The sequence below is a fragment of the Mariniflexile gromovii genome (genome assembly GCF_017814435.1).
In the GTDB taxonomy this organism is placed as follows: domain Bacteria; phylum Bacteroidota; class Bacteroidia; order Flavobacteriales; family Flavobacteriaceae; genus Mariniflexile; species Mariniflexile gromovii.
Genome location: NZ_JAGJCB010000003.1, coordinates 145,646 through 159,685 on the forward strand (window position 1 = coordinate 145,646; position 14,040 = coordinate 159,685).

13 protein-coding genes are annotated in these 14,040 nt (G+C 35.8%); all 13 read left to right on the top strand.

The window, feature by feature from the left end; genetic code table 11:
- Positions 1 to 172: 172 nt before the first annotated feature.
- Entirely contained in the window at positions 173 to 1,351 is a 1,179-nt protein-coding gene (locus tag J8H85_RS04280; RefSeq protein WP_209653001.1) for an MFS transporter, read from the top strand.
- Positions 1,352 to 1,355: 4 nt separating this feature from the next.
- Positions 1,356 to 2,507 carry a Gfo/Idh/MocA family protein gene (locus J8H85_RS04285; RefSeq protein ID WP_245243731.1) on the top strand — a complete coding sequence of 384 codons (1,152 nt, stop codon included), beginning with the start codon at positions 1,356 to 1,358 and terminating at the stop codon, positions 2,505 to 2,507.
- Between the two features lie 128 nt (positions 2,508 to 2,635).
- On the top strand, positions 2,636 to 3,688 hold the full coding sequence (locus J8H85_RS04290) for a sugar phosphate isomerase/epimerase family protein (protein ID WP_209653003.1): 1,053 nt from the start codon (positions 2,636 to 2,638) through the stop codon (positions 3,686 to 3,688).
- A 37-nt stretch (positions 3,689 to 3,725) separates the two neighbouring features.
- Positions 3,726 to 4,703: a ThuA domain-containing protein gene (locus J8H85_RS04295; protein ID WP_209653004.1), complete on the top strand. Its 978-nt coding sequence runs from the start codon at positions 3,726 to 3,728 to the stop codon at positions 4,701 to 4,703.
- Positions 4,704 to 5,221: 518 nt separating this feature from the next.
- On the top strand, positions 5,222 to 5,836 hold the full coding sequence (locus J8H85_RS04300; RefSeq protein ID WP_209653006.1) for a GNAT family N-acetyltransferase: 615 nt from the start codon (positions 5,222 to 5,224) through the stop codon (positions 5,834 to 5,836).
- Positions 5,837 to 5,930: 94 nt separating this feature from the next.
- Positions 5,931 to 6,497: a GNAT family N-acetyltransferase gene (locus tag J8H85_RS04305; protein WP_209653008.1), complete on the top strand. Its 567-nt coding sequence runs from the start codon at positions 5,931 to 5,933 to the stop codon at positions 6,495 to 6,497.
- 56 nt (positions 6,498 to 6,553) lie between these two features.
- The gene (locus J8H85_RS04310) at positions 6,554 to 7,729 is read left to right on the top strand and encodes an argininosuccinate synthase (RefSeq protein ID WP_209653010.1); all 1,176 of its coding nucleotides are present in this window, start codon (positions 6,554 to 6,556) and stop codon (positions 7,727 to 7,729) included.
- Positions 7,730 to 7,796: 67 nt separating this feature from the next.
- Entirely contained in the window at positions 7,797 to 8,780 is a 984-nt protein-coding gene (argC, locus tag J8H85_RS04315) for an N-acetyl-gamma-glutamyl-phosphate reductase (RefSeq protein ID WP_209653012.1), read from the top strand.
- A 120-nt stretch (positions 8,781 to 8,900) separates the two neighbouring features.
- On the top strand, positions 8,901 to 9,695 hold the full coding sequence (proC, locus tag J8H85_RS04320; protein WP_209653014.1) for a pyrroline-5-carboxylate reductase: 795 nt from the start codon (positions 8,901 to 8,903) through the stop codon (positions 9,693 to 9,695).
- 1 nt (position 9,696) lies between these two features.
- A complete protein-coding gene (locus J8H85_RS04325; protein ID WP_209653016.1) occupies positions 9,697 to 10,824 on the top strand; it encodes an aspartate aminotransferase family protein in 1,128 nt (375 codons plus the stop codon).
- A gap of 138 nt (positions 10,825 to 10,962) precedes the next feature.
- A complete protein-coding gene (locus J8H85_RS04330; protein ID WP_209653018.1) occupies positions 10,963 to 12,159 on the top strand; it encodes a glutamate-5-semialdehyde dehydrogenase in 1,197 nt (398 codons plus the stop codon).
- Between the two features lie 77 nt (positions 12,160 to 12,236).
- The gene (proB, locus tag J8H85_RS04335) at positions 12,237 to 12,998 is read left to right on the top strand and encodes a glutamate 5-kinase (protein WP_209653020.1); all 762 of its coding nucleotides are present in this window, start codon (positions 12,237 to 12,239) and stop codon (positions 12,996 to 12,998) included.
- A 103-nt stretch (positions 12,999 to 13,101) separates the two neighbouring features.
- Positions 13,102 to 14,040, top strand: coding sequence for an N-acetylornithine carbamoyltransferase (locus J8H85_RS04340; RefSeq protein WP_209653021.1), 939 nt, complete (start codon positions 13,102 to 13,104; stop codon positions 14,038 to 14,040).

Consider the following 14,040-nt stretch of genomic DNA (forward strand, 5'->3'; position numbering starts at 1 on the left):
TAATTCCGTATTTTCACAATGTTATCATTAATTTGGAATGTTGCACTTTGGGTAATGTTTCACTGTTAACTTTTGTTTCTAATTTTCTAAGAAACACTTTTTGCCATGGGTTTATAGTTCGTAAAACGATAGGACCCTAAAATATAACCACTAAACTAAAATCATTTAAAAAATGGAAGGCATTAACAAAAACAGACTTTTTCTAGCCAGTTGTTTGGCATTAATTACTACAGCCATGACCTTTGCCATACGGGCAAGATTGGAAACCGTTTTCGGTCCAGAAGGTGTTGGTTTAACTTTAGAGCAATTAGGCTATGCTTTTGCGCCTGCTTTTTTTGGGTTTACTATCGCCATGATTATTGGTGGACCATTGGTCGATTTATTAGGTATTAAAAAAATCACGTGGATGGCATTTGTTACACACGCCATTGGTATTGTGTTAACACTTATGGCAGATTCTATGACGTCACTTTTTATAGCAACTTTATTTGTGGGTATAGGGAATGGTATGGTAGAAGCAGCACTAAACCCAATGATTGCCTCTATGTACACCACTGAAAAAACCAAAATGCTAAACAGGTTCCATGTGTGGTTTCCTGGTGGCATCGTTATTGGCGCCTTAGTAGGTTGGCTTGTTATGGATGTGTTGGGCTTAAGCTGGCAAATTATGGTGGGTACTTTGGTTGTGCCATTGGTGTTATATGCGGTTTTGTTTTTCGGACAAAAAATGCCTGTTACCGAGCGTGTTCAGTTAGGGGTAAGTAATAAAACCATGTTTTCAAGTGTTTTAAAACCGTTGTTTTTATTTATGGTTTTCTGCATGTTGCTAACTGCAGCTTCAGAGCTTGGTACAACACAGCGTATTGAATCCCTTTTAAAAACATCCGTTGAAGCCCCCTTGTTAGTACTTGCATTTATAAATGGTATTATGGCTTTAGGCAGATTGTTTGCTGGACAAGTAGTACATAAATTAAAGCCATCGGGCATGTTATTGTATTCAGCAATTTTCACATTTATTGGGTTGTGGCTGCTTACGGTTACAAGTGGCGGAATGATATTTGTTGCAGCTGCGGTATTTGCAATTGGAGTCACTTTTTTTTGGCCAACCATGTTGGGTTTTGTTGCCGAATATTTACCGGAAACAGGTGCGTTAGGACTCTCCATTATGGGAGGTGCAGGCATGTTTTCGGTATCAATCGTGTTGCCAATTATGGGGAATTTAATGGATAATGCAAGCGCTGGGGAAGCCTTGCGAACCATGTCTATTTTACCTGCCATACTTATTGTGGCGTTTTTAGGCTTAAACATATATATGAAGAATAATAAATCTTTAAATAAAGTACACGTATAAATTTATGATGGGTAGAAAATTAAGAATGGGAATGGTCGGTGGAGGCACTGGCTCATTTATTGGAGATGTGCACAGAAAAGCAGCGGCTATAGATGGTATGATAGAGCTGGTATGTGGGGCTTTTAGTAGTACTGAAGAAAAATCCATAGCATCAGGAAAAGACCTTAATTTAGATGAAAGCAGATGTTACAAAACATTTGAAGAGATGATTCTAAAGGAAAAAGAATTGCCAGAAGCTATTAGAATGGATTTTGTAGCTATTGTAACCCCTAATCACATGCATTTTCCACCTGCAAAAATGGCAATCGAAAATGGCTTTCATGTTATTTGCGATAAACCCGTTACGCTTACGCTAGAAGAAGCTACCGAGCTTGAAAACATTATAAAAAACAGCGGTAAATTATTTGCGCTTACACATAATTATACGGGCAATTCCATGGTAAAGCAAGCAAAAGCGATGATTGCTAATGGTGAATTGGGAAAGATTAGAAAAATACAAGCACAGTATCTTCAAGGCTGGTTGTCCACTTCTTTAGAAAACACGGGGCAAAAACAAGCCGCTTGGAGAACAGACCCAAAACGATCCGGTATCGGTGGGGCTTTAGGCGATATTGGTACGCATGCCGAAAATTTAATAGAATACATCACCGGATTAAAAATTGAAGAAATAGCGGCCGATTTAGGTGTTTTTGGCGAAGGCAGAGTTTTAGATGATGATGGCAGCATGTTAATCCGAATGGAAAATGGTGCTAAAGGAAGTATTTCCATTTCCCAAATAGCTTTAGGCGAAGAAAATAATTTAGCAATTAAAGTGTATGGCGACAAAGGAAGCTTGGAATGGTACCAAGAAAATCCAAGCGAATTAATCACGCGTTGGTTAGAGGATCCTAAAAAAATATACACACCTAACGGAAATGGCTTGCATCCAGAGGCTTTAGAAGTTTCCAGAATTCCGTCGGGGCATCCCGAAGGGTATTTAGAAGCTTTTGCTACTATTTATAAAAATTTCGCAAAACATGTAATTTCTTTTAATGCAGGTGAGACCATAAAAAAACCAGATTATCCAACTATTGAAGATGGTATTAGAGGTATGAAATTTATTTATGCCGCTGTTGAAAGTAATAAGAACAATGCAAGTTGGATAAAAATAAATTAATCTTAAAAACGATTGTTGGCGGATGTTGCGTTAGGGATTGAGCGGTCTGTTTGAGCTCCCCGACAAAGGAGGGAGCGAGTAGCGAAAGCCCGACCCTTGTGGTAACGCCAAAAAAATAATATAAAAATATGAAAACAATAAAAGGACCAGCCGTTTTTTTAGCACAATTTGCAGGAAGTGAAGCACCATTCAATTCATTGGATGGGATGTGTAAATGGGCAGCAGATTTAGGCTATAAAGGTATTCAGATTCCAACCTGGGAATCTGGTTTAATTGATATTGAAAAAGCAGCCGAAAGTCAAACCTATTGTGATGAATTAAAAGGAAAAGTAAATTCGTATGGTTTGGAAATCACAGAGCTTTCAACCCATTTGCAAGGACAATTGGTGGCTGTTAACCCCGCTTACGATACCTTGTTTGATGGTTTTGCGCCCGATAAAGTAAAAGGAAACCCGAAGGCTAGAACGGAATGGGCGATTGATTTTGTTAAAAAATCAGGAACCGCCAGTGGCAGATTGGGTTTAAAATCACACGCGTCATTTTCAGGGGCTTTATTATGGCACACCATATATCCATGGCCACAGCGTCCGCAAGGATTGGTGGAAATGGGTTTTGAGGAATTAGCGAAACGTTGGTTGCCAATTTTGAACCATTTTGATGAACATGGTGTTGATGTGTGTTATGAATTGCACCCTGGGGAAGATTTACACGATGGTACTTCTTTTGAACGTTTTTTAGAAGCCACAGGAAACCATAAACGCGCTAATATTTTATACGACCCAAGTCATTTTGTGCTTCAGCAGTTAGATTATTTAAAGTTTATAGATTATTACCACGAACGTATTAAAGCGTTTCATGTGAAAGATGCCGAGTTTAATGCATCAGGAAAACAAGGTGTTTACGGTGGGTATTCTAATTGGAAAGACAGAGCTGGAAGATTCAGATCTTTAGGCGATGGACAAGTAGATTTTTCAGGAATATTTTCAAAATTAACCACTTACGGGTGCGATGTATGGGCGGTTATGGAATGGGAATGCTGTGTGAAATCGTCTGCTCAAGGAGCGCGAGAAGGGGCGCCATTCATCCAAAGTCATATTATTGAAGCTGCAGAACGTAGTTTTGACGATTTTGCAGGTGCGAAACCAGATGAAAATTATCTGAAAAAGATATTAGGTATTTAGAAATTAAAAGAATTTTATATTAAAAATTGGTGTTGTTATGATGAAGCAAATTGTTTTTTTATTAATGAGTCTTTGTTTTTTTACTAAGACATTTTCTGATAATGCGCATAAAGGCAAAATAAAAGTGTTGATTGTTGATGGTCAAAATAACCATTCTGTATGGCCAAAATCTACCATCATGATGAAACAATATTTAGAAGAAACCAATTTATTTGAAGTCGATATTGAAAGAACCCATTACTTAAACAATAGTGAAACCCATAAAGACTGGTTGCCATTGGCGAATGTGCCTGAAGGTGTTGAAGGTAAGCCAATAACCGACCCAAATTTCAATCCAGATTTTTCAAAATACGATGTTATTATTTCCAATTTTGGTCATAGGGCAGCAGATTGGACAAATGAAACGCAAAAAAGTTTTGAGACTTATATAAAAAACGGAGGCGGTTTTGTAAGTGTGCATGCAGCGGATAATTGTTTTCCAGAATGGGAAGCTTACAATAAAATTATTGGCATTGGCGGCTGGGGAAATAGAACCGAAAAAAACGGACCTTATTTGTATATTGATGAACATGATCAACCAAAAAAAGATTATACCCCTGGACCAGGTGGCAAGCATGGTAAAAGAGAAGATTTTTTAGTAACAACTTATCATAAAAAACACCCCATAACCAAAGGTTTACCCTTAAGTTGGATGCATGCAGATGATGAATGTTATGCCTATATGAGAGGACCAGCTGAAAACGTTACCATTTTAGCAACGGCAGTTACAACGTTAAAAGCTGCTGAATTACAGCAAAAAGAACCGGTAGTAATGACCGTTAACTACGGAAAAGGTAGAATATTCCATACCACATTAGGGCACGATACCACAGCGTTAGAATGTGTGGGTTTTATTACCCTTCTAAAAAGAGGGGTAGAATGGGCTGCAACTGGCAAAGTGAAACAGACAAAAATTCCAGCAGATTTTCCAACAGAAAATAAAACATCTACAAGAGAATTTCAATATAATAAATAGAATTTAAGCATGTAGCGTAAAATTAATTAAGCTATATCTTATGTAAATCATCTAAAAATCAACAATTAAAGATTTTTAGATGATTTGTTTTTTTTAATTAGGATTGTGATATAATTGGATAATTAAAAATAATTTCTTAAAAAGTAGAGATATTAATAATTTTTTCAAAAAAAGCACCAAATTTTAACAGAGGTAATGAATAAAATCATAATTTTACATTATGAATACATTAAAAAATAAAATACGTCCTTCATCACCCGGTTTCCGCGCGAGTATTACTCGTCGCAGCTTCTAGTCTTTCAATGACCAAAAACCAAAACGTAATTTAATTTTTTTAGAGTGTATAAAATTTCATCCATAAAGTTTCAAAGTTTTTTTAATATCGTAATCAACACGTATTTTATGTGTCGTATTTACCCGCGTCGCCCTTAGTGGTGCGCTTTTATTTTTTGAACTAGGTGAGTCCAGTTCAGTTTAAAAAAATTAACTTTAACTTTTAATACGTTTTTTAAAGTATAATGGAAATTGTAATTGCCGATAAATCACATTCGAAATACGCAGAAATTATTTGCGAAACTATTGCAGAATCAGCCGCTGTTAGAGGCACTGGTATTGCAAGACGAACCCCAGAATACATCACAAAAAAATTGGAAAATGGCAATGCTGTTATTGCTTTGGATGGTGATAAATTTGCAGGTTTTTGTTATATCGAGCTGTGGGGCCATGGTAAATATGTGGCTAATTCTGGTTTGATTGTGCATCCAGATTATAGAAGTATGGGGTTGGCAAAAAAAATTAAACATAAGGTGTTTAAACATTCCAGAACCAAATTTCCAGATGCAAAAGTATTTAGTATAACTACTGGGTTGGCAGTTATGAAAATGAATACCGATTTAGGCTATAGGCCAGTGCCGTTTTCAGAATTAACAGACGATCCAACCTTTTGGGATGGGTGCCAAACATGTAAAAACTACGATGTGTTAACACGTACCAACCGAAAAATGTGCTTGTGCACCGGTATGTTGTACGATCCTAAAGCTAAAAAGTCTGAACCCGTTAAAATAAAAGAAAAGGTATTTAATAGACTAAAAAGCATCAAACAAGCGATGTTTTTAAAAAAGAATAAGAAGTAGTGTAGGTGGAAAAAATTTTAATGACATCAAAAATTGATTTAGTTGTTGAAAATATGGGTAGGTTTTACCAAAGTAATGTGTGATATAAATTAAAATGAGTACAATATTAGATATAGAAATCGATCATGTGATAGAGCAAGCTGAGACTTTTTGTGCAGAAGCAGGTATAGAAATAAAATTGGTGTATAAACTTTCCCATAAATCGTTAGAAATTATTTCTGAAAGGTCGAGAGAGCTTCCTACGTTATATTTTGTGAGTGTTGACATGCTGAAAAAGCGTGTGGAAAACGGTTGCTTTATATTGAAAAAAGAGGATCAAATTATAGGGCATATCTTCGTTCATGAACATCAAGTTAAAGGGCATTTTGTTTATGAGCGTTCATCGCTATGGGTTGATAATGCCTATAGAAATTATAATCTTGGTTTGCTGTTGATGGCTAAAATAACCGAATTTTATAGCGATACATTTCTTATTTCAATAGCACAAACACCAAAAGTACATCATTACAACGAACTGTTGGGCATGACGCATGTTACCCTATCTAAAATGTCTTTGGTATTAGTTGAAGAGCTAGAGAAATTAGGAAAATTACGAGATGAATTAAATTTCAAGTATTACGTGAATGCTTGTTTTGAAGCTGAAATAAGAGAATTAAAATAAATAAAGAATTAATTAACAAAAATCCCCTCTCCTTTGGAGAGGGTTAGGGAGAGGATATGAAAAAACTAGTAATAGCATATAGTGGCGGATTGGATACGTCGTACTGTGCAGTAAGTTTATCAAAAAAGTTTGAAGTTCATGCTGTAAGTGTAAACACGGGTGGATTTACAAAAACAGAAATAGAACACATTGAATCAAACGCCTATAAAATGGGTGTTACAACTTATAAAAACATTGATGCTGTGGCTACTTTTTACCAAAAAGTAGTAAAGTATTTAATTTTTGGTAATGTATTGAAAAACAATACCTATCCACTATCTGTAAGTGCAGAGCGTATCATTCAAGCAATTGAAATTGTGGAGTACGCAAAAAGCATTGGTGCAGAATATATTGCACATGGTAGTACAGGAGCAGGAAACGACCAAGTGCGTTTCGATATGATTTTTCAAACATTGGCACCAGAAATTCAAATCATCACCCCAATTAGAGATGAGAAATTAACCAGACAACAAGAAATCGACTATTTAAAAGAAAATGGTATCGATATGTCTTGGGAAAAAGCAAAATACTCGGTTAACAAAGGACTTTGGGGAACCAGCGTTGGTGGTTCAGAAACCTTAACGTCTGATAAACCATTGCCAGACAACGCTTACCCATCGCAGTTAAAACATGCTGAAGATGAAAAAGTGAAATTAACTTTTGAAAAGGGCGAATTAGTTGCTGTAAACGGGATTGAAAACGACCCTGAAATTAACATAGAAACCTTAAACAATCTTGCAAAAGCCTACGCTATTGGTCGCGATATTCACGTGGGAGATACCATAGTAGGTATAAAAGGACGTGTTGGTTTTGAAGCGCCAGCAGCTTTAATTACTATCAAAGCGCATCATTTATTGGAAAAACACACGCTTACCAAATGGCAATTGCAGCATAAAGAATATTTAGCAAGTTTCTATGGTATGCATTTACATGAAGGTCAGTATTTAGACCCCGTAATGCGAAACATTGAAGCCTTTTTACAAAGCAGTCAAGAGGTTGTAAGTGGTGACGTTACGGTAACTTTAAGACCATACCATTTCACCTTAGATGGTATTACTTCTGAACACGATTTAATGAGTGCGAAATTTGGAAGTTACGGTGAAGAAAATAAAGGTTGGACAGCCGATGAAGCGAAAGGGTTTATTAAAATCTTCGGAAATCAAAATAAAATTTATCATCAAGTTAATTCTTAATTTGATTTGAAACTCAGACCTCTCAGGTTTTAAAAACCTGAGAGGTCTTGAAAAGAAAAGATTGCAAATGAAAAATATCAAAGTAGGTATTATTGGAGGCGCAGGTTACACAGCGGGCGAGTTAATTAGATTGTTAATTAACCACCCTAACGCAGAGCTTGATTTTGTGTACAGTACTTCCAATGCAGGTAATAAGATTAGCAACATCCACCAAGATTTAATGGGGGATTTAGATGTGAAATTCACAGATACTGTCAACCCAAATGTTGATGTGTTGTTCTTATGTTTAGGTCATGGAAATTCAGTGAAGTTTTTATCGGCTAATACGTTTTCAGCTACCACTAAAATTATCGATTTAGGAAACGATTTCCGACTTGAAAAAGATAAAGTTTTTAATGGAAAAACTTTTGTTTACGGGTTGCCTGAATTACAAAGAGATGCTGTTAAAAAAGCAGATTATATAGCAAATCCAGGTTGTTTTGCTACTGCTATTCAATTGGCTTTGTTGCCGCTTGCTGAAAAAGGATTGTTGCATAACGATGTGCATATTAATGCGGTTACGGGCGCTACAGGTGCTGGAACTTCATTGTCTGAAACCTCGCATTTCCCATGGAGAGATAATAACTTTTCATATTACAAACCGTTTACGCATCAGCATTTAGGTGAAATTAATCAGTCGGTTAAACAATTACAGAATGGTTTTACTTCTGAAATTTTGTTTATGCCAAACCGAGGTAATTTTTCCAGAGGAATTTTTGCAACGGTATATACCAATTTTGAAGGCACTTTAGAAGGAGCAAAAGCCCTATTTGAGGCATTTTATAAAGATGCCAAATTTACATTTGTTTCTGATGAGGTGTTGCATTTGAAACAAGTAGTAAACACCAATAAGTGTTTAATTCATTTACATAAACACAACAACAAATTATTAGTAACAAGTATTATTGATAATTTATTAAAAGGAGCTTCGGGTCAAGCCATACAGAATATGAATTTGATGTTTGGTTTGGAAGAAACCACAGGATTGCAATTAAAAGCGACTTATTTTTAAAAGCCCCATCTAATTTCCCTAAAGGGGAGGAAAAGATTGTGGTTAAAGAAGATTAATAATGATTAAAAACGCTCCAGTTCCCTTCCTTTGGAGGGGTTAGGGGAGGCAAAAAGAGTTAACATGAAAATAGCCATTATAGGAACTGGAAATTTAGGAAGTTCTATTGCGAAAGGACTTATCAATAATAGGTCGTTTACATCGTTATATTTAGCTGATAAAAACACCGCGAATGTTGATGTTTATAAAACTGAAGAATATGTTACCGTTACACACGATAATGTGCTGGCAGTTGAAAACAGCGACATGGTTATTTTTGCATTGCAACCAAAACATATTAATGCTGTTTTGGAAAGTGTAGCATCGAAAATAACAGATAAACATATTATTATTTCGGTGGCTGCTGGTGTTGAAATCCCAAGGATAGAGGGCATTATTGGAAAGGATAAAAACATTATTCGTGTGATGCCAAACACTGCGATTTCTATTGGAAAATCCATGACTTGTATTGCAGCTAACACTAAGGCGCATGATAAAGTAGCCTTGGCGCAAGATGTGTTTAACCAATTAGGCACTACATTGGTTATTCCTGAAGATTTAATTCAAGCAGCAACGGTAATTTGTGCTAGTGGTATTGCGTTTTGGATGCGCCTTGTGCGTGCTACAACACAAGGAGCTATTCAGTTAGGTTTTGAAGCCCACGAAGCACACCAATTGGCTACACAAACGTGTTATGGTGCTGCGAGTTTATTGTTGGAATCTGGTAGACACCCAGAACAGGAAATAGATCGTGTTACTACACCAAGTGGCTGTACCATTGAAGGGTTAAATGCTATGGAACATCAAGGTTTAAGCTCTGCTTTGATACAAGGTATTGTGGCTTCTTTCGAGAAAATTAATCAAATTAAAAAGAATTAAAATGCCATTATTTGACGTTTATCCTTTATATAATGTAACCCCTGTTTCGGGAAAAGATATGCTCGTTTACGACGATGCGGGAATTGAATATTTAGACCTTTACGGAGGTCATGCCGTAATATCTATTGGACATTCACACCCAAAATATGTGGAGGCTGTTAGCAATCAAGTTTCAACTTTAGGGTTTTATTCGAACGCGATTCAAAATCCGCTGCAAGTTGAACTTGCCAATAAAATTGAAGCCCTTTCTGGTTGTAAGGGTTATGAGTTGTTTTTGTGTAATTCTGGCGCAGAAGCTAATGAGAATGCTTTAAAATTAGCGTCGTTTAAAGCAGGAAAATCGCGTGTTATTGCGTTTAACAATGGGTTTCATGGGCGTACATCGGCGGCGGTAGCGGCCACCGATAATAAAAATATTGTCGCGCCAATTAATGCACAACAGCAAGTTACTTTTTTAGCATTGAATGATATTGAAGGCGTTAAAAGAGAATTGGAAAAAGGTGATGTTTGTGCGGTGATTGTAGAATTTATTCAAGGCGTTGGTGGTTTAGACCAAGGGACAGCCGAATTTTTCGAGCAAGTTGATAAACTTTGTAAAGCAAACAATACCTATTTTATTGCAGATGAGGTGCAATCAGGTTACGGACGTTCGGGTAAATTCTTCGCGTTTCAGTATTACAACGTAACACCAGAAGTTATTTCAATAGCCAAAGGTATGGGGAATGGGTTCCCGATTGGCGGTATTTTAATTCACCCAAGTATTGAAGCAAAACATGGGATGTTAGGTACCACGTTTGGTGGCAATCATTTAGCTTGTGCTGCTGGTTTAGCTGTTTTAAATGCGATTGAAGATGAGAAGTTGATTGCCAACGTTAACGATATTTCCGACTATTTTATTTCTATAGCTAAAACCATTCCGCAGATTAAAAATATCAAAGGAAAAGGCTTGATGATTGGTTTGGAATTCGACTTTGAAGTTGGAGAACTAAGAAAAAAGCTTATTTACGAACATCGTATATTTACAGGTGGTGCTTCTAACAAAAAACTGATTAGAATTTTGCCACCATTAACTATTAAAAAAGAACATGTAGATCAATTTTTTGAAGCTTTAAAAAAGGCTTTAAGCTAACATGTAAATTAAAATACTGAACTAAAAACTTAGAAAGTCTGAGAATTTAAAGTTTAGAAAAATAAGTTGTAAAGTTTCTAAGTATCAAAGCTTTGAATCTCAGAAACTTTGAAGCTTTGCAACTAAAAAATTAAAAAAATGAATACTTTATTAAACATAGAAACAAGAAACGCTGTATTACTTAAAATGGCAGAACTTTTAGAACAAGAAAGAGCTGCTATTATGAAGATAAATAAAGCAGATTTAGATGCTTATGATGGCGATGATATTTCTATGTACGATCGATTAAAAGTAGATGACTCCAAAGTGGATGAGATGATTAAATCTGCAAAACATTTGGCTTCACAAGAAGATCCAGTTGGTGTAGAACGTTTCAGTTTTAAACACGATAACGGGATGCAGGTCTATAATAAAACGGCATCATTTGGAACGATTTTGATTATTTATGAATCACGTCCCGATGTTACCGTAGAGGCTGCAGGAATTGCTTTTAAATCGGGAAATAAAATTTTATTAAAAGGCGGAAAAGAATCTTTAAAATCGAATTTAAAGATTGTTGAATTATGGCATCAAGCATTAAAAAGTCAAGGAGCTTCAACTGATTGGGTTGAATATTTACAATTCAACAGAACCGAAACCCAAGCGTTTTTAGAAAAACCAACACAGAAACTCGATTTAATCGTGCCTCGTGGTGGCGAACGTTTAATTGCCTTCGTAAAAGAACATGCATCGTGTCCTGTAATCATCAGTGGACGTGGTAATAATTTTGTGTATGTCCATAAGGAAGCCGATTTAGACCTTGCTTTAAAAGTCATCATCAATGCAAAAACAGCTAAAATTTCAGCATGTAACGCATTGGATAAAGTACTGATTGATAAAAACCTTCCTAATAAAGAAGCATTTATTAAAAATTTGATTTCAAAATTAAAGGAATTTAAAGTGCAGATTTTAGGAGATGAAGCCATTTCAAAGTTTGAAGGTGTTGAAGCTATTGTATCGGATGCTATTTGGTATCAAGAATTTTTGGATTACAAAATTGCGATTGCTGAAATAAATTCAAATGAAGACACTATTGCGATGATCAATAAGTATTCTGGAGGTCATTCATCATCAATCATCACAAAAAATGATGCAGTTGCCGAAACATTTATGGCAAATGTAGATACAGCGGCGGTTTATCATAATGCATCAACACGTTTTACTGATGGAAGCCAATTAGGCTTGGGCGGGGAATTAGCCATAAGTACTGATAAGTTACACCAACGTGGTCCCATAGGTTTACAACATTTAGTAACTAATAAATGGTATGTTCATGGTAATGGACAAATAAGATAAGCCCATAATGGGCATTTAAAAATAAGCGAACGCTTGTAGTAGATATTAATACAATTAAGGAGCGAAGGTTTAAATAGATGAAGAAAAAACGCATATTACTAAAAGTTGGTTCTAATACGCTTACTAAAGAGACTGATAATATCTCTAGAGGTAAAATTGAGGATTTAGCAAATCAAATCGCAAAACTTCAAGATACTTGTGAGTTTGTAATTGTGAGTTCTGGAGCCATTGCAGCAGCAAAACAGTTTGTAAAGCTGGAAAGTAAAGGTAAAGAAATTACGGTTAAACAGGCTTTAGCATCTATTGGTCAGCCACATTTAATCCGTATTTACCAAGAAATTTTTAGAGAGTGCGGACTTTTAACATCGCAGTGTCTGTTGTCGTATTCCGATTTTGAAAAGGAACAAAGTAGAACAAACATTGTAAATACCATTAATGTGTTGGTTGCCAATAATTATATTCCCATTATTAATGAAAATGATACGGTTGCAACAGACGAGATTAAATTTGGTGACAATGATAAATTAGGTGCTTTAACAGCGTCTCTTTTAAAAGCCGATTTATTTATAATTGCAACAAACACAAATGGCATTTATACCAAAGAATCGATGGAAAACGGTACGCCAAAAACCATTGAAGTAGTAGAGGATTTTGATGCCTTACTAAAGCAAGTTGTTAGCTCAAAATCAAAACACGGAAGCGGTGGCATGCTATCTAAAATTGAAGCTGCAACCGTTACCAAAAATGCAAACATAGAAACTTGGATTGTAAACGGGTTGGAAGATAATTTCATTTTGAATGCCTTCGATAATAAAATTCAGTTTACCAAAATAAAATAGCAGCTAAAGACCATACAGGTTTTTAAAACCTGTATGGTCTGGAAATATAAGTTATCCTTCAAGGTTTGAAAGCCTTGTAGGTATTAAGAATAATATTAAAAACATGAAACATTATACCTCCATACAAGATATTAGTGATATCAATATTTGGATTCAGGAAGCTAAAGCATTAAAAAGAAATCCACTTAATTATAAAGACTTAGGAAAAAACAAAACACTAGGTTTATTGTTCTTTAATTCAAGTTTACGTACACGTTTAAGCACGCAAAAAGCTGCTTTAAATTTAGGAATGGACCCTATTGTAATGAATGTTTCTGGTGATGCATGGGGTATTGAGTTTGGAGATGGTACCATTATGAATGGCAATACGGCAGAACATATAAAAGAAGCTGCGGCAGTGGTTTCTCAATATTGCGATATTATTGCGGTAAGAGCATTTCCTACGTTAACAGATAAAGAAAAGGATGAAAGCGAGCACGTATTAAAGTCGTTTGTAAAATACGCATCAGTGCCTATTGTAAACATGGAAAGTGCAACGGGTCATCCGCTGCAAGCGTTAACCGATGCGATTACCATTTCAGAAAACACCAAAAAAGAAAGACCTAAAGTAGTTTTAAGTTGGGCACCACACATTAAAGCATTACCGCATGCCGTGGCAAATAGTTTTATTGAAGCCATGCAAAAAATGGATGTGGAATTCGTGGTTACGCATCCTGAAGGTTATGAGTTAAGCCCGGAAATTATGGGAGATTCAACCGTAGTCTATAATCAAGAAGAAGCATTTAAGGATGCCGATTTTGTATATGTGAAGAACTGGAGCAATTATAACGATTATGGCAAAGTATTAAACACGGACCCCAATTGGATGATTACTAAAGAAAAATTAGGTGATGCTAAATTTATGCACTGTTTACCAGTAAGGCGTAATTTAATTGTTGAAGACGCAGTGTTGGATAGCGATAGTTCATTAGTCATTGAGCAAGCAAATAATAGAACCTATGCAGCCCAATTGGTATTGAAAAAAATATTGGAAGATTTATAA